This window comes from Citrobacter sp. FP75 (assembly GCF_018342065.1).
GTDB lineage: Bacteria > Pseudomonadota > Gammaproteobacteria > Enterobacterales > Enterobacteriaceae > Citrobacter.
In genome coordinates this window covers 514,397-537,442 of the sequence record NZ_JAFDOE010000003.1, presented here as the reverse complement: position 1 = coordinate 537,442, position 23,046 = coordinate 514,397, and the positions used below count along the sequence as shown (strand labels likewise).

At 53.2% G+C, this 23,046-nt stretch carries 18 protein-coding genes; 12 read left to right on the top strand and 6 right to left on the bottom strand.

Annotated features, from left to right (window positions below):
• Window positions 1–117 precede the first annotated feature (117 nt).
• Window positions 118–450: a YegP family protein gene (locus JQ822_RS13810; RefSeq protein ID WP_213133932.1), complete on the top strand. Its 333-nt coding sequence runs from the start codon at window positions 118–120 to the stop codon at window positions 448–450.
• Between the two features lie 159 nt (window positions 451–609).
• Window positions 610–1,971, top strand: a complete 1,362-nt coding sequence (trhP, locus tag JQ822_RS13805; RefSeq protein WP_213133931.1) for a prephenate-dependent tRNA uridine(34) hydroxylase TrhP — start codon at window positions 610–612, stop codon at window positions 1,969–1,971.
• A gap of 247 nt (window positions 1,972–2,218) precedes the next feature.
• Here the strand turns inward: trhP and clpA are convergent, their stop codons facing one another.
• Window positions 2,219–4,495: an ATP-dependent Clp protease ATP-binding subunit ClpA gene (clpA, locus tag JQ822_RS13800; protein WP_135321361.1), complete on the bottom strand. Its 2,277-nt coding sequence runs from the start codon at window positions 4,493–4,495 to the stop codon at window positions 2,219–2,221.
• Between the two features lie 30 nt (window positions 4,496–4,525).
• Window positions 4,526–4,846, bottom strand: a complete 321-nt coding sequence (gene clpS, locus JQ822_RS13795) for an ATP-dependent Clp protease adapter ClpS (RefSeq protein WP_003036810.1) — start codon at window positions 4,844–4,846, stop codon at window positions 4,526–4,528.
• Window positions 4,847–5,168: 322 nt separating this feature from the next.
• On the opposite strand from clpS, the gene cspD reads away from it, so the two are divergent.
• Window positions 5,169–5,393: a cold shock-like protein CspD gene (gene cspD, locus JQ822_RS13790; RefSeq protein WP_213133930.1), complete on the top strand. Its 225-nt coding sequence runs from the start codon at window positions 5,169–5,171 to the stop codon at window positions 5,391–5,393.
• An 84-nt stretch (window positions 5,394–5,477) separates the two neighbouring features.
• Here the strand turns inward: cspD and macB are convergent, their stop codons facing one another.
• A complete protein-coding gene (gene macB / locus JQ822_RS13785; RefSeq protein WP_213133929.1) occupies window positions 5,478–7,424 on the bottom strand; it encodes a macrolide ABC transporter ATP-binding protein/permease MacB in 1,947 nt (648 codons plus the stop codon).
• A complete protein-coding gene (gene macA, locus JQ822_RS13780) occupies window positions 7,421–8,536 on the bottom strand; it encodes a macrolide transporter subunit MacA (protein WP_213133928.1) in 1,116 nt (371 codons plus the stop codon). The genes macB and macA overlap by 4 nt, the downstream gene beginning before the upstream one ends.
• A 160-nt stretch (window positions 8,537–8,696) precedes the next feature.
• Here macA and JQ822_RS13775 point away from each other — a divergent pair, with 160 nt between their 5' ends.
• A complete protein-coding gene (locus JQ822_RS13775; RefSeq protein WP_213133927.1) occupies window positions 8,697–9,644 on the top strand; it encodes a VirK/YbjX family protein in 948 nt (315 codons plus the stop codon).
• On the opposite strand, the gene JQ822_RS13770 is transcribed toward JQ822_RS13775, so the two are convergent.
• Window positions 9,641–11,299, bottom strand: coding sequence for an ATP-dependent endonuclease (locus JQ822_RS13770; protein ID WP_213133926.1), 1,659 nt, complete (start codon window positions 11,297–11,299; stop codon window positions 9,641–9,643). The genes JQ822_RS13775 and JQ822_RS13770 overlap by 4 nt on opposite strands.
• Window positions 11,300–11,671: 372 nt before the next feature.
• On the opposite strand from JQ822_RS13770, the gene aqpZ reads away from it, so the two are divergent.
• The 5 genes from aqpZ (at window position 11,672) to JQ822_RS13745 (ending at window position 18,107) form a co-directional block, all read left to right on the top strand.
• Window positions 11,672–12,367 carry an aquaporin Z gene (aqpZ, locus tag JQ822_RS13765; RefSeq protein ID WP_135321355.1) on the top strand — a complete coding sequence of 232 codons (696 nt, stop codon included), beginning with the start codon at window positions 11,672–11,674 and terminating at the stop codon, window positions 12,365–12,367.
• Window positions 12,368–12,638: 271 nt separating this feature from the next.
• Entirely contained in the window at window positions 12,639–13,538 is a 900-nt protein-coding gene (locus tag JQ822_RS13760; protein ID WP_213133925.1) for a lysine exporter LysO family protein, read from the top strand.
• A 155-nt stretch (window positions 13,539–13,693) separates the two neighbouring features.
• Entirely contained in the window at window positions 13,694–15,346 is a 1,653-nt protein-coding gene (hcp, locus tag JQ822_RS13755; protein ID WP_213133924.1) for a hydroxylamine reductase, read from the top strand.
• A gap of 10 nt (window positions 15,347–15,356) precedes the next feature.
• Entirely contained in the window at window positions 15,357–16,325 is a 969-nt protein-coding gene (gene hcr / locus JQ822_RS13750; RefSeq protein WP_213133923.1) for an NADH oxidoreductase, read from the top strand.
• A gap of 165 nt (window positions 16,326–16,490) precedes the next feature.
• On the top strand, window positions 16,491–18,107 hold the full coding sequence (locus tag JQ822_RS13745) for an FAD-NAD(P)-binding protein (RefSeq protein ID WP_213133922.1): 1,617 nt from the start codon (window positions 16,491–16,493) through the stop codon (window positions 18,105–18,107).
• Window positions 18,108–18,180: 73 nt separating this feature from the next.
• On the opposite strand, the gene JQ822_RS13740 is transcribed toward JQ822_RS13745, so the two are convergent.
• Entirely contained in the window at window positions 18,181–18,615 is a 435-nt protein-coding gene (locus tag JQ822_RS13740; protein WP_213133921.1) for a DoxX family protein, read from the bottom strand.
• Window positions 18,616–18,767: 152 nt separating this feature from the next.
• Here JQ822_RS13740 and poxB point away from each other — a divergent pair, with 152 nt between their 5' ends.
• From poxB to JQ822_RS13725, 3 genes are read left to right on the top strand one after another with little or no spacing between them, the layout of a single operon-like run.
• Complete coding sequence (poxB, locus tag JQ822_RS13735; protein WP_213133920.1) at window positions 18,768–20,486, top strand: ubiquinone-dependent pyruvate dehydrogenase; 1,719 nt, start codon at window positions 18,768–18,770, stop codon at window positions 20,484–20,486.
• Window positions 20,487–20,522: 36 nt separating this feature from the next.
• Window positions 20,523–21,524: a low-specificity L-threonine aldolase gene (ltaE, locus tag JQ822_RS13730; RefSeq protein ID WP_213133919.1), complete on the top strand. Its 1,002-nt coding sequence runs from the start codon at window positions 20,523–20,525 to the stop codon at window positions 21,522–21,524.
• Window positions 21,525–21,534: 10 nt separating this feature from the next.
• On the top strand, window positions 21,535–22,965 hold the full coding sequence (locus tag JQ822_RS13725; RefSeq protein WP_213133918.1) for an SDR family oxidoreductase: 1,431 nt from the start codon (window positions 21,535–21,537) through the stop codon (window positions 22,963–22,965).
• Window positions 22,966–23,046 lie beyond the last annotated feature (81 nt).

The window sequence follows — 23,046 nt, the reverse complement described above, 5'->3', positions numbered from 1 at the left end:
TCCCGCAGCTTCGTGGAGCCCTGGTGACTAGCAACTCTCCAAATATCGCTCATACTCTTTGTGGTAACACTGTCGTCAATAACTGTTTGATATAAAACTTTTAATCAAGGAGTTCATATGGCTGGTTGGTTTGAATTAAGTAAGAGTAGCGATGATCAGTACCGCTTTGTTCTTAAAGCTGGAAACGGAGAAACAATCCTTACCAGTGAGCTTTACACGACAAGAGGCGCTGCAGAAAAAGGGATCGCATCTGTCCAGGCTAACAGCCCTCTGGGCGAGCGTTATGAGAAAAAAACAGCAGCCAATGGCAAATTACATTTTAATCTGAAAGCTGCAAACCACCAGATTATTGGTAGCAGCCAATTGTATGCGAATGAACAGTCGCGCGAGACCGGTATTGCTTCAGTTAAGACCAATGGTGTAAGTCAGACGATAAAAGATAAGACCTGATAATTACTCGCTCAGCCGGGTAACGTAACGCTGTCGCCCGGCGTTTTTCTTTACCTGCCTTCCCCGCAGCGCTACAATGCCCGCCCTTAATATGGGGGCACTCCCCTAACCGCTTCATTAAGTGAGGCGAGTCTGACCTGTCATCAGAACGAGAAAATTATGTTTAAACCGGAACTCCTTTCCCCGGCGGGAACGCTGAAGAACATGCGTTACGCTTTTGCCTATGGTGCAGATGCCGTCTATGCGGGCCAGCCGCGTTACTCCCTGCGCGTACGCAACAACGAATTCAACCATGAAAACTTACAGCTCGGCATCAATGAAGCCCATGAACTGGGTAAAAAATTCTATGTGGTGGTCAACATTGCCCCGCACAATGCCAAGCTGAAAACCTTCATTCGTGACCTGAAGCCGGTAGTGGAAATGGGGCCGGATGCATTAATCATGTCCGATCCGGGTCTGATTATGCTGGTGCGGGAAAACTTCCCGGAGATGGATATTCACCTGTCCGTTCAGGCGAACGCCGTAAACTGGGCAACGGTGAAGTTCTGGAAACAGATGGGGCTGACCCGCGTGATCCTGTCCCGCGAACTGTCGCTGGAAGAAATTGAAGAGATCCGCACTCAGGTACCGGATATGGAACTTGAAATCTTCGTTCACGGTGCATTGTGCATGGCCTACTCCGGCCGCTGCCTGCTCTCCGGCTACATCAACAAGCGTGACCCGAACCAGGGTACCTGCACCAATGCCTGCCGCTGGGAATACAACGTGCAGGAAGGCAAAGAAGACGTGGTGGGGAATATCGTGCACAAGTACGAGCCCATCCCGGTACAAAACGTTGAGCCGACGCTGGGAATTGGCGCGCCGACGGACAAAGTGTTTATGATAGAAGAAGCCCAGCGTCCGGGCGAATATATGACCGCGTTTGAAGACGAGCACGGCACCTACATCATGAACTCCAAAGACTTACGCGCCATTGCCCACGTTGAGCGTCTGACCCAGATGGGTGTGCACTCGCTGAAAATCGAAGGCCGCACCAAGTCCTATTACTACTGCGCGCGCACCGCGCAGGTGTATCGTAAAGCGATTGATGATGCCGCAGCCGGTAAACCATTCGATCCACAGCTGCTGGAAACGCTGGAAGGTCTGGCGCATCGTGGTTATACCGAAGGTTTCCTGCGTCGCCACACGCACGACGATTATCAGAACTACGAATACGGTTTCTCCGTTTCGGAGCGCCAGCAGTTTGTTGGTGAATTCACCGGCGAGCGTAAAGGTGAACTGGCCGCTGTTATCGTGAAGAATAAATTCACCGTCGGTGACAGCCTGGAGCTGATGACCCCACAGGGTAACGTCAATTTCACGCTTGAGCAGATGGAAAATGCCAAAGGTGAAGCAATGCCGGTGGCACCGGGCGATGGCTACACCGTCTGGATGCCAGTCCCGGAGGATATCGATCTGAATTATGCCTTGTTAATGCGTAATTTTGCCGGTGAGTCCACGCGCAACCCGCACGAGAAATAGAGAATTACGGTTATTTTCAGCGTTCGGAAGATTCTTAGAAATCGATCACATACCGCTTCGCTCAATAAGGGTATTATCCGTTTCGCTGAAAAACATAACCCATAAATGCTAGCTGTACCAGGAACCACCTCCTTAGCCTGCGTAATCTCCCTTACGCAGGCTTATTTTTTGCCTGTAATTCACCTGTTCTCTGGCATCAGGCGAAAAAAAACCGGGCATTACGCCCGGTCTGTTATGTGATACGAGGTTAATGTGCAGCTTCTGGCTTGTGCTTTTGCGCACTCTGGAAGCCATAGGTCAGCTCATTTTTCTCTTTATCCAGCGCAACGGTCACCTGTCCGCCATCAACCAGTGAGCCAAACAGCAGCTCGTTGGCCAATGGTTTTTTCAGGTTGTCCTGGACCACACGCGTCATCGGACGTGCGCCCATTGCACGGTCATAGCCTTTCTCCGCCAGCCAGTCACGGGCTTCCTGACTCACTTCCAGAGAGACGCCTTTCTGATCCAGCTGCACCTGCAGTTCGACAATAAATTTATCAACAACCTGATGGATAACCTCGGTTGAGAGGTGATCGAACCAGATGATGTTGTCGAGGCGGTTACGGAATTCCGGCGTAAACACTTTTTTGATTTCGCCCATCGCATCAGTACTGTTGTCCTGATGAATCAGCCCAATCGATTTACGCTCGGTTTCACGCACCCCGGCGTTGGTGGTCATCACCAGCACCACGTTGCGGAAATCCGCTTTGCGCCCGTTATTGTCGGTCAAGGTACCGTTGTCCATCACCTGCAGCAGCAGGTTAAAGACATCCGGGTGCGCTTTTTCAATTTCATCCAGCAACAGCACCGCATGCGGATGCTTAATGACCGCATCCGTCAGCAAGCCACCCTGGTCATAACCGACGTATCCTGGAGGCGCACCAATCAAACGACTGACGGTATGGCGTTCCATATACTCGGACATATCAAACCGCAGCAGTTCAATGCCCAGCGCTTTGGACAGCTGCACCGTGACTTCGGTTTTCCCGACACCGGTCGGGCCGGCAAACAGGAATGAACCGACCGGTTTGTGTTCATGACCCAGGCCAGCCCGGCTCATTTTGATGGCTTCAGTCAGCGCCTCAATGGCTTTATCCTGTCCGAAGACCAGCATTTTCAGTCGGTTGCCCAGATTTTTCAGCGTATCGCGATCGCTTTGCGAAACGCTCTTCTCGGGGATCCGCGCAATGCGAGCCACAACGGATTCGATATCCGCCACGTTAACGGTTTTCTTACGCTTGCTGACCGGCATCAGACGCGCCCGCGCACCCGCTTCATCGATCACGTCAATCGCTTTGTCCGGCAGGTGACGATCGTTGATGTATTTCACCGCCAGCTCCACCGCTGCACGCACGGCTTTTGCGGTGTAGCGAACGTCATGGTGTGCTTCGTACTTCGGTTTCAGCCCGTTGATGATCTGCACGGTCTCTTCCACCGACGGTTCCGTAATATCGATTTTCTGGAAGCGACGCGCTAATGCACGGTCTTTCTCGAAAATATTACTGAATTCCTGATAGGTGGTTGAGCCAATCACGCGGATCTTGCCGCTGGAAAGCAGCGGTTTGATCAGGTTTGCCGCATCCACCTGGCCGCCAGATGCCGCACCCGCACCGATAATGGTGTGGATCTCATCGATAAACAGAATGCTGTTGGTATCCTGTTCCAGCTGTTTCAGCAGCGCTTTAAAGCGTTTTTCAAAATCACCGCGGTATTTGGTGCCCGCCAGCAACGAGCCGATATCGAGTGAGTAAAGCGTGCAATCGGCCATGACTTCCGGTACATCGCCCTGGACAATACGCCAGGCCAGACCTTCGGCAATCGCGGTTTTACCGACACCAGACTCACCCACCAGCAGCGGGTTGTTTTTACGGCGGCGGCACAGTACCTGAATGGCTCGCTCCAGCTCTTTTTCTCGGCCAATGAGCGGGTCAATCCCACCCACGCGAGCGAGCTGGTTAAGATTAGTGGTGAAGTTCTCCATACGGTCCTCCCCGCCAGCTTGCTCTTCGCTATTTGGCTGATTACCAGAGTCAGAAGACTGACTTGGTTCGTCTTTGCGCGTGCCATGTGAAATAAAATTCACCACATCCAGACGACTGACTTCGTGCTTGCGCAGCAGGTAAGCCGCCTGAGACTCTTGTTCGCTGAAGATGGCAACCAGCACATTGGCGCCAGTCACTTCATTACGCCCCGAGGACTGAACATGGAAGACAGCACGTTGCAGCACACGCTGAAAACTCAGCGTTGGCTGCGTGTCGCGCTCTTCTTCGCTTTCAGGTAATACGGGAGTGGTTTGTTCAATGAAGGCTTCGAGTTCCTGACGAAGCGCCACCAGGTCCACAGAACACGCTTCCAGCGCTTCGCGGGCCGATGGGTTACTGAGCAACGCCAGTAACAAGTGCTCGACGGTCATAAACTCATGTCGGTGCTCGCGCGCTCTGGCGAAAGCCATGTTTAAACTGAGTTCCAGTTCTTGATTGAGCATAGGCACCTCCCCCAATATTAATGCCTGTATTCAGGCTTTTTCCAGCGTACACAGCAACGGATGCTCGTTCTCCCTTGCATATTTGTTCACCATCGCCACTTTGGTCTCAGCCACCTCAGCGGTAAATACGCCGCAGATAGCCTTACCTTGATAGTGAACGGCAAGCATCAGCTGCGTTGCACGTTCTACATCATAAGAAAAGAATTTTTGTAACACGTCAATAACAAACTCCATCGGAGTGTAATCATCATTGACTAATATCACTTTATACATAGATGGCGGTTTTAGCGCGTCGCGCAATTTGTCTTCCGCCAGCAGATCGAAATCCAGCCAGTCGTTCGTCTTACCCATTGTCAGTCGTCATCTTCAGTTACGGTTACCGGCAGAATAACTTGCCGCTGACAAGAGCCTATGCGCACAATCAATCTACCTCAATTATTAGATAACTATCATCTATCAGTGTCATCCGAGACATCTGTCACATAACCGACAATAGCGTTAACTGCTTCAAATTTTGATGCATTTTTATCCGATTCCACAAGCCTGGCGCTTGACGCCCCGCCTGATTTCTCTAAATTGTAGACTCGAGAGTTGGCGAGGTTTTGAACAGCCCCCACTCCGCCACCGGTTCATTCCATCTTACTTATATAAGATTTACGAAGGATGTCGAAGTATGGAAACGGGTACTGTTAAGTGGTTCAACAATGCTAAAGGGTTCGGTTTCATCTGCCCCGAAGGCGGTGGCGAAGATATTTTCGCCCATTACTCCACCATTCAGATGGATGGTTACAGAACACTAAAAGCCGGACAATCTGTCCATTTTGATGTCCACCAGGGGCCCAAAGGCAATCACGCCAGTCTTATTGTGCCTGTGCTTGAAGCAGAAGCTGTCGCATAACTCTTCTGTTTCATTGTGTACATCCCGCAGACAAAATGCCAGCCCCTCGAGCTGGCATTTTTATTTCTTTTTCAATACAACACGTTATTCCCGTGCCAGGGCATCAACCGGATCCAACCTTGCCGCGTTGCGCGCCGGGAGCCAGCCGAACAAAATTCCGGTCGCCGTTGAACACAGGAAAGCCGTCAACAGCGCGAAAGGTGAGAATCCGATTTCCCAACCGGGCAGAAAAAGCTGTAGAGTGAAGGCAATCAGCATCGACAAGCTGATACCTAACGCCCCGCCAACCAGACACACCAGCACCGCTTCAATCAAAAACTGCTGCAGCACGTCGCTGGCGCGTGCGCCAACCGCCATACGAATACCAATCTCGCGCGTTCGTTCGGTTACCGAAACCAGCATGATATTCATCACGCCAATCCCGCCGACCACCAGCGAAATCACGGCCACCAGCGTCAGAAACAGCTGTAAGGTACGCGTGGTTTTTTCAGCGGTTTTCAGGACGCCGTCCATATTCCAGGTGAAGAAGTCTTTTTTGCCATGCCGCAACGACAGCAGCCGGGTAAGCTGCTGCTCCGCCAGGGTGCTATCGAACCCGTCCTTCACGCGCACGGTAATGGAGTTCAGCCAGGATTGTCCCATAATGCGCCCGGACATAGTGCTGTAAGGCAGCCAGACCCGCAGGATCTTACTGCTGCCAAACATCGACTGCTTCTCTTCCGCCACGCCAATCACGGTGGCGGGCATATTGCCGACAAGCACGACCTCGCCCACCACTTTCGCTTTATTAGGGAACAGCTGGCGTCGGGTGTTGCTGTCCAGAACCACTACCTGCGCCCGGCCAGCGAGCTGCTCGGCGTTAAAGGTATTGCCTTCACTGAACGTCATGCCATAGACGTTAAAATAGTCCCCACTCACGCCGTTAGCGCTGGCTGCCACGTCGATATTTCCATAACGCAGCCGTAAATTCTTCGACACCGCAGGCGTCACCGAACTCACCCACGGTTGCTTCTGAATTGCCGTCAAATCGTCATACTTCAGCGCCTGCTGGTATTGCGGGTCATCGTCACCGAAATCTTTACCGGGATAGATATCGATGGTGTTCGTCCCGATGGCGCGAATATCGGCCAGCACCAGCTGTTTAGCCGCGTCTCCAACCACCACAATCGACACCACCGACGCAATACCAATAATGATGCCCAGCATTGTAAGCAGCGTACGCATCTTGTTGGCGGCCATTGCCAGCCAGGCCATGGTCAGCGCCTCGCGAAAACCACTGACAAACTGGCTCCAGCCAGAAGATGTCTTCACCGTGGGTTCGGCAATACCGCGTCCCCCCGCGGCTGTTTGCGACGGCGGATTGCGCACAATCTCGCCATCGCGAATTTCAATCACCCGCTCGGCCTGCGCCGCAACCTGCGGGTCGTGCGTGACAATAATCACCGTATGCCCGCGATCGCGCAACTGATGCAGAATCGCCATCACCTCTTCGCCGGAATGGCTGTCCAGCGCACCGGTAGGTTCATCGGCTAAAATCACCTGTCCACCGTTCATCAGCGCACGCGCAATACTGACGCGCTGCTGCTGCCCACCGGATAGCTGAGAAGGTTGATAGTCCACCCTGTCGCCCAGTCCCAGTCGCTGGAGTAATTCCTGCGCCCGAGCCAGGCGTTGCTTACGTTCGGTTCCGGCGTAGACCGCAGGTACCTCAACGTTTTGCGCCGCCGTCAAATGCGAGAGCAAATGATAGCGCTGAAAAATAAAGCCGAAGTGCTCGCGCCGCAATTGGGCTAACGCGTCGCTATCGAGCGTTGAAACGTCGCGACCTGCCACCCGATACGTGCCACTGGAAGGCTTATCCAGACACCCGAGGATGTTCATCAGCGTCGATTTCCCCGAGCCAGACGCCCCGACAATCGCCACCATTTCGCCGGCATGGATGCTCAAGGATACGTCCTTTAACACCTCAACTTGCCCTTCGCCTGACGGGTAACTGCGGCGGATATTGCTCAGTTCAAGCAATGCCGTCATTGTGCCGCTCCAGGTTTCGCCTCACTGATGATGACTTCATCACCCTCTTCCAGACCTTTCACGATCTCCACATCGGTATCGTTACGCGCGCCAATAGACACTTCACGCTCGCGGGTTTCGCCGTTTCGTAGCAACCTGACGTTATAGCGATTGTTGCCAATAGGATCGCCCAGCGCCGACAGCGGGATCGTCAGTACATTTTTGACATCCGTCAGCTGGATATGTACCTGCGCAGTCATATCCAGTCGCAGGATCCCTTTCGGGTTCGGAACTTCGAAGCGGGCATAGTAGAAAATCGCGTCGTTCACTTTCTCAGGCGTAGGCAGCACATCTTTGAGCGTACCCTCATAGCGCGTCTGCGGATCGCCCAGCACGGTAAACCAGGCTTTTTGCCCCGGATGCAGATGAATGACATCGGCTTCGGAAACCTGTGCTTTGACCAGCATGGTACTCATGTCCGCCAGCGTCAAAATGTTCGGTGCCTGCTGGGCGGCAATCACGGTTTGCCCCTGCAGGGTAGTAATTTGCGTCACTTCACCGGCCATCGGCGCTACAATACGGGTGTAATCGAGGTTTGTTTTTGCCGTATCGAGAGAGGCTTGATTACGCTTAATTTGCGCATCAATGGTGCCGATTTGAGCCTGTTTGACCGCCAGCTGCGTTGCTGCCGTGTCGAGATCCTGCTGCGAAACCGCCTGCGTTTTCGCCAACTGTTGTTGCCGAGAAAGCGTCACCCGCGCCAGTTTCCACTCGGCCTCGGCCTGCATACGTTGGGCGCGTAATTCCATCAGCGTTGCTTCAACTTCTTTAATTTGGTTCTGCGCCTGTTCAGGATCGATAACGCCGAGCAACTGATCTTTTTTGACTTTATCGCCAATGGCCACTGACAGCGTTTTTAACTGCCCGCTCACCTGCGCCCCGACGTCAACTTTGCGCAGCGCATCCAGTTTCCCCGTTGCCAGCACGCTTTGCTGAAGATCGCCCGGCCGAACAATTAATGTTTGATACTGAGGTAATGGCGCATTAAGCGTTCGCCAAAGTGCAATTATCGCCACAATGATGATGACGGCGAAGATAAAATAACGTTTTTTGATTTTTCCCTTGAGCTTCATAAAAGTCCCAATGTCCCCGATACGTCCACCAGAGTGGAGTGTTAAACGTCAACGATAAATAAATAGCCGTTGAAAAACGCCAAGAATAACAGAGTTATTGATGAATGGTTAAGATCCGCTGTGCTGAAATTAGTACCAGGGTATCAATCGGATTTATATTATGAGTCAACTAACTGAAAGCACTTTTCTTTCTACCAAACCAGCAACAAGTTTTAGCCTTTTTTATGGCCTGGCATCCGGCCATTTACAACCCGGAGCATGCTGGGATAAACGGAGTTTTCGTCGTAAGTTTATCTGGCGTTCATTACTGATACCCCGCCTCACCCAGGAATGGATGAGTGAACTGGCTCAATGGCCGGATCTTGAAAACCTGCTCGCCCGCCAGCCCCGTCTGCCGGTTCGCCTGCACCGTCCTTACCTTGCCGCAAATTTCGATCGTGAGATGCGCTTAAATGCCGTGCGTTTTCACTATCATGTTATTCGCAATGCCTTCTTACCTGCTGAATTTCACGCGTTGTTAAGTAATGACGGCCTGCGCCTCGCGCAAATTGAAGGCAAAGACGGCGAGTTATTTACCGTCACCATGATGATGTTCCCGGTACTGGATAAAGAAGGAGAAAGCACCATTATGGTGCAGAATGGCGCCGGAGATATCCTGACTAAAATGACATTTACGTTCTGCGAATATAATGGGAAAAGTACGCTTTTTATTGGCGGCGTACAGGGCAATTCACAACTCCCTCACGAGGCAATACAGAAAGCGACAAAGTCCTGCCACGGAATTTTCCCGAAACGTATGGTGATGGAAACCATTTGCCGTTTAGCAGAACAGTTGAATATCGAACACGTTATGGCTGTCAGTAATGAACAGCATATCTTTCGCAGCCCGCGTTACCATGATAAAAACAAGGTTATTCTTTCCGACTATAATGCTTTTTGGGAAGCGGTTGGCGGCGAATGCGACAGCCACGGGTACTATCATATTCCGCGCACGCTGGCGCGAAAAAGCGAGGCGGATATTGCCAGCAAAAAACGCGCAGAATACCGCCGCCGCTATCAGTTACTGGACACTATCCACACACAGCTGTCGCTGATGTTCCGCCACTAATCAGCGCGTCCGCGTGCCAGCCACAGCACGCGCGAGAACATTTTTCGCAGCAGGGTGGGAACGGCATCGACGCCACGCCGCCCTGCTTCCATCGCCACTTCAATCGCCAGGTCAGGTTTTGACGAACGATGAATCGCCTTCGAGATGATTTTACGCATATTCATCGGCACGTTTTCCGGGATTTGCGCCACCCGGTGAAAGACATCTGAGAACCCCTGCCGGTACATAAAGTGTTCCATATCCAGCGCGGGCAACATGGTTAAATGATCGCGCTCTTCCTCTCTGTCGTTATTCAACAAACCACGCACCGTTGCCGCATATTTTTTCCCGGCTTCGTCACCGTCGACCAGCACATGCCACTCGATTCCCATTCGCCGGGCGAACTTCACCAGCGGCTTAAGGCCAGACTGGGCAAATTCAATCACTTTAATCCCTTCGGCGTCAAAGTGATGCCCGCACTGACGGGCCAGTTCGTTGATAACCCAGGTTTCCGTTTCACCTTCCACCAGCAGCCAACAGCGGGCAAACAACGACGAGGCGCGATTAAAGCGGATATGAAAGGCAATACGCCGCCCGTCTTCCGCACTCAAACCTCCCGGCCCCAGTCGCCAGGCGGCAACACGGGAAGATTCACGCACCAGACGGACAACGTGTTCCACGGGGGTGAGCGACAGCAGTTCACCGGAGTTAGTGGTTGCCACGCGCTGCAGAGGTAACAGATTCAGCAACTGCCAGGCGACCGACAGCATAATGGGGTGCAAACGCGTTTCTGGATCTTCGACCAGTAGCAACGGACGCGCATCTTTGTCCAGCCTGAGCGTACCTTTGGCCTGCAACAGCGTCGAGAACAGTCCCAGCAGGATCACACGATGCGTGCGTCCTCCAGGCTTATCAATCATACGGTTAATAATGTCCAGATAGCGCCAGCTACGCTGCTCGTTATTGGAACGTCGACGCATCAGGCGATGGCGGGACTGACCTGCGCCCTGCTCAGAAAAGTAGTGCTCCAGCAGTTGTACCATCGCCGACAGCCCCTGACGAATTTGCCCGTCAGTCAGATTTTGTGGCCGGGTTGCCAGTTCACGCGCCAGAAAATCCAGCTGGCGGGCCGTCACTTCGACTTCCGCCAGATTTGGCACCGTGCCATTACGGATCCGCCGCATAAAGCGCGCATCACGCAACCGCAGCACCGGCATCAGACGCACGAGATGACACGCCAGATCGTTAATATTGTCGAGCGCTAGCGGACGGCCTTCGCCATCGAGGAAACTGCGCAGCGTCAGGACGCTACCGTCATCCGCACACTCGCCTTCCAGCCGATAAAAAATACGGTGATAGTCATCGTGGCACGGCGACCAGCAGGCTTCCAGCGGCCGATAACGGCGTACCCGATGACGACCCGGCTGAGATTCACGAAAGGTGAGGATAATATGCAGATGATGTTCCCGGCCCTGAGTATCACCAGGTGGGAACCAGAAATCTTCGCGGTCAAAATGATACAAGTCTGAATCCGGCGACAACAGCAGGGTTAGCGCATCCAACAGGCTGGACTTCCCCCACGCGTTCTCCCCAATCAGCACGTTGTTCTGCTCCAGCATCAACGACAGCCGATTAATACCACGAAACCCAACAATCTCAACGCGTTCGAGAATCATATAGCCTCCGGAAATGCTAACTTTTTCCTTCAAGTTATCAGGAGTATAACGTCAACCAGGCGTGCAGAACACCCGAGAGCGCAAAGACATAATCATAAGCGCTAAAAAAAAGTAAGAATATTCTTCTTAAAATTTACCCCGGATATTATTACAGCGGACAACCATTTGCTTTTCGCTAATTGAACTATGCTTTATTCACCTGAACGCCAAAAAGGATTCACATCATATTGCCTTAAATCAAATTTTTTCATTAATTTAAGTGGCAAAGGGATGAGATTTTTTTCTAAAATACACGCTCTTTAATCATCGTCCCTTTTAGCGATGAAATACCGGATTAGGAAAACGAACCCGGAACTTTTAATTGAGGTGGTTATGTTCAGGAAATTAGCAGCTGAATTCTTCGGTACGTTTTGGCTTGTTTTTGGTGGGTGCGGGAGTGCCGTGCTGGCCGCAGCATTCCCGGAGTTAGGGATTGGCTTCGCCGGTGTTGCGCTGGCATTCGGCCTGACAGTATTGACTATGGCATTCGCCGTTGGTCATATTTCAGGGGGCCATTTTAACCCGGCAGTGACATTCGGCTTATGGGCTGGCGGTCGTTTCCCGGCCAAAGATGTTATTGGCTATGTTATTGCCCAGGTTATCGGCGGGATTGTCGCGGCAGCGGTATTGTATTTGATCGCCAGCGGTAAAGCAGGCTTTGACGCAACAGCCAGTGGTTTTGCATCAAACGGCTATGGTGAACATTCACCTGGCGGTTATTCCATGCTTTCTGCCATTGTTATTGAAATTGTACTGACCGCAGGTTTCTTATTAGTGATCCACGGTGCGACCGATAAACATGCCCCGGCAGGTTTTGCGCCGATCGCTATTGGTCTCGCGCTGACGCTGATTCACCTGATCAGTATTCCGGTCACTAACACTTCCGTAAACCCGGCGCGTAGCACCGCGGTTGCCCTCTTCCAGGGTGGTTGGGCGTTACAACAACTATGGCTGTTCTGGGTTATGCCGATTATCGGCGGGATCCTCGGTGGCCTGATTTACCGCACGCTACTGGAAAAACGTGATTAATCGATAACAAAAAAGACCTGATAGTTTATCAGGTCTTTTCTTCCCCCCGCTTTATTTCCTTTTATTTGCAACTTTACTCTCCTCTTTGCATTGAGTAGTGTGTATCCCCGTCATACTTCAAGTTGCAGATGCGTTGACTGCGCTCGTTCACCCCAGTCTCGTACTTATGTACGCTCCCGGGAATTCACTCCCTTGCCGCCTTCCTGCAACTTGAATTATTTAGGGTATATTGGCGCATTTCGTCTTACTTCTCAGCAAGGACCGGGTTTTCATGTTTTCAGGGCTGTTAATCATTCTGGTACCCCTTATTGTGGGCTATCTTATTCCGCTTCGGCACAGGGCCGCCTTAAAACTCATCAATCGCCTGTTGAGCTGGATCGTCTACCTTATTCTCTTTTTTATGGGTATCAGCCTGGCGTTTCTCGATAACCTCGCCAGCAATCTGTTATCGATACTTCATTATTCAGCCGTCAGCGTGACGGTTATTCTGCTGTGTAATATTGCCGCGCTGCTGTGGCTCGAGCGTTCGCTTCCCTGGCGACATAACCACCGACAAGAGAAACTCCCGTCACGCATTGCCATGGCGCTGGAGTCATTACAGCTTTGCGGCGTTGTCGTGCTGGGTTTTCTGCTTGGCCTCACCGGGATGTCATTCTTGCAACACGCCACTGAAGCCAGCGAATATACGCTGATCTTTTTGCTGTTCCTGGTGGGTATTCAACTGCGCAACAGCGGCATGACCTTAAAACAAATAGTGCTGAACCGCCGGGGGATGATTGTTGCCGTCGTCGTGGTAGCAAGCTCAATGCTGGCAGGCGTGATCAATGCGCTAATTCTCGGTCTGCCGCTGAAAACCGCACTGGCGATGGCCTCGGGTTTTGGCTGGTATTCCCTGTCCGGCATTCTGTTGACCGAATCATTCGGGCCAGTAATTGGTAGCGCGGCTTTCTTTAACGATCTGGCTCGCGAACTGGTCGCCATTATGTTGATTCCAGGTTTAGTGGGTCGCAGCCGCTCCACCGCATTAGGACTCTGTGGCGCCACCTCAATGGATTTCACCCTGCCCGTTTTACAACGCAGTGGCGGTCTGGAAATGGTGCCTGCAGCCATCGTTCACGGCTTTATTCTTAGTCTGTTAGTGCCTCTGTTAATGGCCTTTTTCTCCGCCTGACACTCCGCTACGTACCTCTCTGGCGGTAGCCATCTACCGCCAAAATTGCGCTAAATCAATATCCCTGCAAGTTGTAGCAGAAATTCCTTTAATCCCTTCGCGCGCAGGCATAACCTTAAACATGTATATTAAATATAACTTTAAAAGGTGTGACCATGTTTTGTGTGCAATGTGAACAAACCATCCGTACTCCGGCAGGGAACGGCTGCTCTTACGCGCAGGGTATGTGCGGTAAAACAGCGGAAACCTCCGATCTGCAGGATCTGCTGATTGCTTCCCTACAAGGTCTGTCTGCATGGGCCGTTAAAGCGCGTGAATACGGTATCATCGATCATGAAATTGATAACTTTGCCCCGCGCGCATTCTTCTCTACCCTGACCAACGTTAACTTCGACTCTCCGCGCATTGTTGGCTATGCCCGTGAAGCTATCGCCATGCGTGACGCACTGAAAGCGCAGTGTCTGAACATTGATGCCAGCGCAACGGTTGATAACCCAATGGCTGACCTGCAACTGGTGAGCGACGATTTGGGCGACCTGCAGCGTCAGGCGGCTGAATTTACCCCGAACAAAGACAAAGCGACCATCGGCGAGAACATTCTCGGCCTGCGTCTGCTGTGCTTGTACGGCCTGAAAGGCGCGGCAGCTTACATGGAGCACGCGCACGTTCTTGGTCAGTACGACAACGACATCTACGCGCAATACCACAAAATTATGGCATGGCTGGGCACCTGGCCTTCCGATATGAACGCTCTGCTGGAGTGCTCTATGGAAATCGGCCAGATGAACTTCAAAGTAATGAGCATTCTGGACGCGGGTGAAACCACCAAATACGGTCACCCAACGCCGACTCAGGTCAACGTCAAAGCGACCGAAGGCAAATGCATCCTGATTTCTGGTCACGACCTGAAAGATCTGTACAACCTCCTGGAGCAGACCGAAGGCACTGGCGTAAACGTCTATACCCACGGTGAAATGCTGCCCGCCCACGGCTACCCGGAACTGCGTAAGTTCAAACATCTGATTGGTAACTATGGCAGCGGCTGGCAGAACCAGCAGGTTGAGTTCGCCCGCTTCCCTGGCCCAATCGTGATGACCTCTAACTGCATCATCGACCCAACCGTTGGCGCGTATGATGACCGTATCTGGACGCGTAGCATCGTCGGTTGGCCGGGTGTGAGCCACCTCGAAGGCGACAACTTCGGTCCGGTTATCGCTCAGGCACAGCAAATGGCAGGCTTCCCGTACAGCGAAATCCCACATCTGATTACCGTAGGTTTTGGTCGTCAGACGCTGCTGGGTGCTGCCGATACGCTGATCGACCTGGTAAGCCGCGAAAAACTGCGTCACATCTTCCTGGTCGGCGGCTGCGACGGCGCACGCGGCGAACGTAACTACTTCACCGACTTCGCGACCAGCGTACCGGACGACTGCCTGATCCTGACCCTGGCATGCGGTAAATACCGTTTCAACAAACTGGATTTCGGCGATATCGAAGGCCTGCCGCGCCTGGTCGATGCCGGCCAGTGTAACGATGCTTACTCTGCCATCATCCTGGCCGTCACCCTGGCTGAAAAACTGGGCTGCGGCGTGAACGATCTGCCGCTGTCTCTGGTGCTCTCCTGGTTCGAACAGAAAGCGATTGTTATTCTGCTGACCCTGCTGTCTCTGGGCGTGAAAAACATCGTCACCGGCCCGACTGCGCCGGGCTTCTTCACGCCGGATCTGCTGGCAGTTCTCAACGAGAAATTCGGTCTGCGTTCCGTGACCACCGTTGAAGAAGACATGAAGCAGCTGCTGAGCGCGTAAGGAGTAAAGAATGACAATGCCAACCCATCAGTGCCCATGGCGGATGCAGGTTCATCACATCCATCAGGAAACGCCGGATGTATGGACAATTTCGTTGCTGTGCCACGACTATTATCCGTACCGCGCCGGGCAGTATGCACTGGTTAGTGTACGTAATTCAGCAGAGACGCTACGTGCTTACACCCTCTCTTCAACGCCGGGCGTTAGCGAGTACATCACGCTGACCATCCGCCGGATTGATGATGGCGCAGGTTCACAGTGGCTGACCCATGACGTGAAACGCGGCGACTATATCTGGCTGTCCGATGCCATGGGTGAATTTACCTGTGAAGATAAAGCGGAAGACAAGTTCCTGATGCTGGCTGCCGGCTGTGGCGTGACGCCCATCATGTCGATGCGTCGCTGGTTGGCAAAGTACCGTCCAGAGGTCGATGTGCAGGTGATCTTTAACGTCCGTTCACCGCAAGATGTCATTTTTGCCGACGAATGGCGTGAGTATCCGGTGACGTTAGTCGCTGAAAACAATGCCACCCATGGCTTTGTTTCTGGCCGACTGACTACCGAGCTGCTGAAAAGCGTACCGGACCTGACCTCGCGCACCGTGATGACCTGTGGCCCGGCGCCGTATATGGATCTGGTCGAAAAAGAAGTGAAAGCGCTTGGCGTGACGCGCTTCTTTAAAGAGCAGTTCTTCACGCCGGTTGCCGTTGCGGCCACCAGCGGGCTGAAGTTCACCAAACTGCAACCGGCGAAAGAGTTCTACGCGCCGGTCGGCACCACGCTACTGGAGGCACTGGAAAGCAACAAAGTTCCGGTTGTCGCCGCCTGCCGCGCAGGCGTTTGCGGCTGCTGCAAAACCAAAGTGGTTGACGGCAACTACACAGTCAGCAGCACCATGACGCTGACGGACGCAGAAATTGCTGAAGGTTACGTACTGGCCTGTTCCTGCCATCCGCAGGGTGATTTAGTGCTGGCGTAGTTGTTCCGCCTCTGATGTGAAAAGGCTGCCTGGTTATACAGGGCGGCCTTTTTTTTGCCTCGCCGAAATAAACTCTCCCCCCAGTGATTTATCGACCACACTTATTCTTCGTCAACTTATCCAAAACCCAGACCACAACGTCGAGCTGGCAAAATAAGGATCCCCATGAAAAAAGTGGCCATCGTCGGCGTCGGACCCACTGGAATCTATACGTTTCATGCCCTGGTTGAACGCGGCGAACCGCTGGCGGTGCAGCTCTACGAGCAAGCTGAAGAGGCAGGCGTGGGCATGCCGTACAACAGCGACAATAATGCAGCCCACATGCTGGCAAATATTGCCAGCATTGAGATCCCACCGATTTATATCAGTTATCTGACGTGGTTACAGAATCAAAACGATGACTACCTGGCGCAGTTTGGCATTGAGCGCGCTTCTCTTCATGAACGGCAATTTTTGCCCCGCGTGATCCTCGGCGATTATTATCGCGATCGCTTCTTAGCCATTGTTGATAAGGCGCGTGGATCTGGCTTTGAGGTTTCCGTTAATGAATCAAGCGAAGTCACCGACCTGCGCGCAAACCCGGAGGGTGTTACTTTATGGATAAACCACGCTCAAAAGCCTGTCGAGGTGGATTTCGCTGTTATCGCCACGGGTCATCTGTGGCCTGAAAACGACGGCTCACCACGGGAGTTTTTCCCCAGCCCGTGGACCGGTCTGATGGACGCACAGATTAACGCCTGTAGAGTGGGCATACTGGGAACCTCGTTAAGCGCAATCGACGCAGCGGTTGCCGTGGTCAGTCAGCATGGTGCCTTCACTACCGGTTCTGACAACACCCTCCATTTTACGTGCAAACCTGGTCGCCAAAACCTGAAATTGACCCTGATGTCGCGCACCGGCGTGCTGCCGGAAGCCGATTTTTACTGCCCCCTTCCTTATGAGCCGCTGAATATCGCCACCGGGCAGGCAATTGAACACATCATCGCACAAGGTCAACACGGATTATTGGAACGAATCTTCCAGCTTATCGTCAAGCAGTTGCAAAACGCGGCACCGCAGTGGAGTCAGCAAGTCGCACTTGAGACACTGACGGCAGATACTTTTTCCGGGGTCTACTTTGCAGACAGGATACAGCACGATCCTTTTGACTGGGCAAAACGCAACCTGCTGGAAGTCGAGCGCAATAAGCGCGAACAGCGAACCATCACGTGGCGCTATACCCTTCTGCGACTACACGAGGTTATCGAACAGGTCGTGCCTCATCTTGACGATTCAGACAAAGAACGCTTCAAGCGCGGACTGGGACGCGTGTTTATCGATAACTATGCGGCGATCCCTTCGGAATCCATCCGCCGACTGCTGGCGCTGCACGATGCCGGGTTAATTAAGATCCTGGCGCTGGGCTCAGATTATCAACGCCAGAATGAGCAGGATATAACGGTTATCTGCCACCACAACCAGCGCAGCGAATTTGATGTGTTTATTGACGCCAGAGGACAGCGGGCGTTGAAAAGCAAAGATATTCCCTTTCCCACGCTACGCAGCCAACTGCTGGCCTGCGGCGATGAGATCCCAGATGTTGGCGACGATTACACGCTGCAAGCGCCGGAAAATGCATGTGGTCGCATCGCCTTTGGCGGGCTACCGTGGTTAATGCACGACCGTCCTTTTATCCAGGGCCTTGTGGTCAGCGCTGAAATCGGCGCTGCCATGGCGAACGCGTTGACGCAAGGCGCGGTGCGACGCAGGCGCAAGCTGTGGAACTGTGACGACATCGACTAACGATCGTCTCCAGTGAAGAGGCGAGCAGAAAATCTGGCCTGTACTCGCCGCCACATTGCTCGTTCACTGCACACTACCGCCAGGCCGAATGACCACCCAGCGCGTATTTCCCGGCACCTAAAAACGCCACTGCCAGTGCGCCGATAAAAAAGTACACCAGGCTTTCAATCGCCCACGCGCCGGTTTTATCCAGCGACCAGGTTTCTCCCATCCCGACCATCAGCCATGCGACAACCATCGTAAATGCCAGCCCTAACGCGGCCGGGCGCGTCAGAATGCCGAGAATAATCAGGCACGGCGCCAGTACTTCTCCGAGCAAAACGCCGTAAGCGATAAAGCCTGGGAAACCTTTCGCTATCAGCATGCCACTGATGCCATCAATCCCGGCGAACAGTTTATGCAGACCGTGAAACAGCATCAGCCCCCCAACGGCAAGGCGTAACAAAAACTTGCCAAAATCCTCATGCGCCAACATGCGATTCACTGCATTTAATAGATTTGTAACCATTTGAATTCATTCCTTGTTTCACCATGTCCAATAACAAACTACGCTTTATACAGGTTAAATGAAACCTGCCGGAAATAAGGGGGAATGAGAAGCATAACTATTATCTTCATCTAAACTTGTAAGCGGTATCACATTTAAGGAGATGGAAAACCATGAAACAAACGGTTGCCGCTTTTATTGCTAAAACCCTTGAACAAGCTGGCGTAAAACGCATTTGGGGCGTAACGGGTGATTCGCTGAATGGTCTCAGCGATAGTCTCAATCGCATGGGAACAATTGACTGGATGCCGACCCGTCATGAAGAGGTTGCCGCCTTCGCCGCGGGCGCAGAAGCGCAACTGACGGGCGAACTGGCTGTCTGCGCAGGTTCATGCGGACCGGGAAACCTGCACCTGATTAACGGCCTGTTTGATTGCCACCGCAACCACGTCCCGGTGCTGGCGATTGCCGCACATATTCCCTCCAGTGAGATTGGCAGCGGCTATTTTCAGGAGACCCACCCGCAAGAGTTGTTCCGCGAATGTAGCCACTATTGCGAGCTGGTTTCCAGCCCTGAGCAGATCCCACAGGTGCTGGCAATTGCTATGCGCAAAGCGGTACTGAATCGGGGCGTTTCCGTGGTGGTATTGCCGGGCGATGTTGCGCTGAAAGCCGCACCGGAAAGCGCCAGTACACACTGGTATCACGCGCCATTACCGGTGGTCACCCCGGCGGAAGAAGAGATTAAAAAACTGGCACAACTGCTGCGCTATTCCAGCAATATCGCGCTGATGTGCGGCAGCGGTTGCGCGGGTGCGCACAAAGAACTGGTGGAGTTTGCCGCGAAAATCAAAGCGCCGATTGTTCACGCCCTGCGCGGCAAAGAACATGTCGAGTACGACAATCCTTACGACGTGGGCATGACCGGGCTGATTGGTTTTTCATCCGGATTTCATACCATGATGAACGCCGACACGCTGATTTTGCTTGGTACCCAGTTCCCCTATCGTCCGTTCTACCCCACTGACGCCAAAATTATTCAGATTGATATCAACCCGGCAAGCATTGGCGCGCACAGTAAAGTTGATATGGCGCTGGTCGGCGATATTAAAGCCACGCTTCGCGCCCTGCTGCCGCTGGTGGAAGAAAAAACTGACCGAACGTTTCTCGACAAAGCGCTGGAACACTACCGTGATGCACGCAAAGGGCTGGATGATTTAGCCAAACCCAGCGATAAAGCCATTCATCCACAGTATCTGGCGCAGCAGATCAGCCATTTCGCCGCTGACGACGCTATCTTTACCTGCGATGTCGGCACGCCGACCGTGTGGGCGGCACGCTATCTGAAAATGAACGGCAAACGCCGCCTGCTCGGATCGTTTAACCACGGTTCGATGGCTAACGCCATGCCACAAGCGCTGGGTGCGCAGGCAACGGAACCCGAACGCCAGGTGGTCGCCATGTGCGGCGACGGTGGTTTCAGCATGCTGATGGGCGATTTTCTGTCGGTTGTGCAGATGAAGTTGCCGGTAAAAATCATCGTGTTCAATAACAGCGTACTGGGTTTTGTGGCGATGGAGATGAAAGCCGGAGGGTATCTGACCGACGGAACAGAACTACATGACACCAACTTCGCACGGATTGCCGAAGCCTGTGGCATTACGGGCATTCGCGTGGAGAAATCCTCAGAGGTCGATGAAGCGCTACAAAGGGCTATGTCGATTGATGGTCCGGTACTGGTCGACGTGGTGGTGGCGAAAGAAGAGCTCGCCATTCCACCGCAAATTAAACTCGAGCAGGCGAAGGGTTTCAGCCTGTATATGCTACGCGCCATCATCAGCGGACGCGGGGATGAAGTGATCGAACTGGCGAAAACCAACTGGCTAAGGTAAAACAGAGGGCATTACCTCACTTACCAAGGAATGCCCGTGATTGATTTACGCAGTGATACTGTCACCCGTCCGAGTCGCGCCATGCTCGAAGAAATGATGGCCGCCCCGGTCGGGGACGATGTGTACGGCGACGACCCTACCGTCAATGCCCTTCAGCAGTATGCCGCTGAGCTTTCTGGCAAAGAAGCGGCTATTTTCTTACCTACCGGCACCCAGGCGAATCTGGTAGCGTTGCTGAGCCACTGTCAGCGCGGCGAAGAGTACATCGCCGGCCAGGGGGCACATAACTACTTATACGAAGCCGGTGGCGCAGCGGTGCTCGGCAGCATTCAGCCGCAGCCTATCGACGCCGCGCCGGACGGTTCTCTGCCGCTGGACAAAGTCGCCGCAAAAATCAAAGCCGATGATATTCACTTTGCCCGTACCCGCCTGCTCAGCCTGGAAAACACCCATAACGGCAAAGTGCTGCCGCGTGAGTATTTGAAGGATGCCTGGGAATTCACCCGTGAGAGGAATCTGGCGCTGCACGTCGACGGTGCGCGTATTTTTAACGCCATCGTCGCCTACGGCTGTGAGTTAAAAGATGTCACGCAATACTGCGACTCGTTCACCATTTGTCTGTCCAAAGGTCTGGGGACACCGGTCGGCTCACTGCTGGTCGGCAGCCATGATTACATCAAACGCGCCATTCGCTGGCGTAAAATGACCGGGGGCGGTATGCGCCAGGCCGGTATTCTGGCAGCAGCCGGGCTGTATGCGTTAAAAAATAACGTGGCGCGTTTGCAAGACGATCACGACAACGCGGCATGGATGGCAGAGCAACTGCGTGAAGCGGGTGCTGACGTTATGCGTCACGACACCAATATGCTGTTTGTCCGCGTGGGTGAAGAACACGCCGCCGCGCTGGGCGAGTATATGAAGTCTAAAGACGTCCTGATTAACGCCTCGCCGATTGTGCGTCTGGTGATGCATCTTGACGTCTCACGTGAGCAACTTGCTGAAGTCGCCGCCCACTGGCGCGCGTTCTTAAACCAATAAGGAGACAGGCGTGCCGCAACGGATTTTGGTACTTGGTGCCAGTGGCTACATTGGTCAACATCTGGTACAGGCGCTCAGCCAGCAGGGGCATCAGGTGCTGGCGGCGGCACGTCGCATTGAGCGACTGGACAAGCAGCAACTGCCGGGTGTCAGTTGCTATAAGGTCGATTTAAACTGGCCTGATAACCTGACACCACTGCTGACGGGCGTTGATACGGTCTATTATCTGGTGCACGGGATGGGTGAAGGCGGTGATTTTATCGCCCACGAGCGTCAGGTGGCGCTGAATGTCCGCGATGCGCTACGGAACACGCCAGTCAAACAGCTGATTTTCCTGAGCTCATTGCAAGCCCCTAAACATGAACAGTCCGATCACCTGCGCGCCCGCCAGATAACGGCAGACACGCTGCGCGAATCTGGCGTGCCGGTTACGGAGTTACGGGCAGGTATTATCGTCGGGGCAGGCTCTGCAGCCTTTGAGGTGATGCGTGATATGGTCTACAACCTGCCGGTGCTGACCCCGCCACGCTGGGTGCGTTCACGCACCACGCCTATCGCGCTGGAGAATTTGCTGCACTATTTAGTTGCACTGCTGGAACACCCGGCCAGCGGCCATCGCGTACTCGAAGCGGCAGGCCCGCAGGTATTAAGCTACCAGGAACAGTTCGAACATTTTATGGCGGTCAGCGGCAAGCATCGCCTGCTCATCCCTATCCCCTTTCCGACCCGCTGGATTTCGGTGTGGTTTTTAAATGTGATCACCTCGGTTCCACCGACCACCGCAAAAGCGCTGATACAGGGCCTGAAACACGACCTGCTGGCCGATGACACTGAACTGAAGGCATTGATACCCCAAAAGCTCATCGTCTTTGACGATGCGGTACGCAGCACGCTCAAGGAAGAAGAAAAATTGGTCGACTCAAGCGAATGGGGTTACGACGCACAGGCATTTGCCCGCTGGCGGCCGGAATATGGCTATTTCGCCAAACAGGCCGGATTTAGCGTCGATACCTCCGCCAGCCTGAAGTCTTTATGGCAGGTGGTCAATCGCCTCGGCGGCAAAGAAGGCTATTTCTTTGGCAATATTCTGTGGAAGACACGCGCAGTAATGGACCTGCTGGTGGGGCATAAACTGGCAAAAGGTCGACCGGAGCGCCCGATTTTACAAGTCGGCGATACGGTGGATAGTTGGAAGGTCATCATCGTCGAGCCGGAAAAGCAGCTGACGTTGTTATTTGGTATGAAGGCTCCCGGACTCGGTCGTCTGAGTTTTACCCTGGAAGATAAAGGCGATCGCCGACGCATAGACGTGCGCGCCTGGTGGCACCCGCACGGCATGCCCGGCCTGTTCTACTGGCTGCTGATGATCCCGGCGCACCTGTTTATTTTCAGAGGGATGGCAAAGCGTATCGCCAAACTTGCAGAACAAATCACAGACTAAAGACAAAAAGAGACTGTATTCTTTCATGTTTCCCATTGCATACAGGCGTATTTCACGGAAGAATGCGCGTGAAGTTCTATT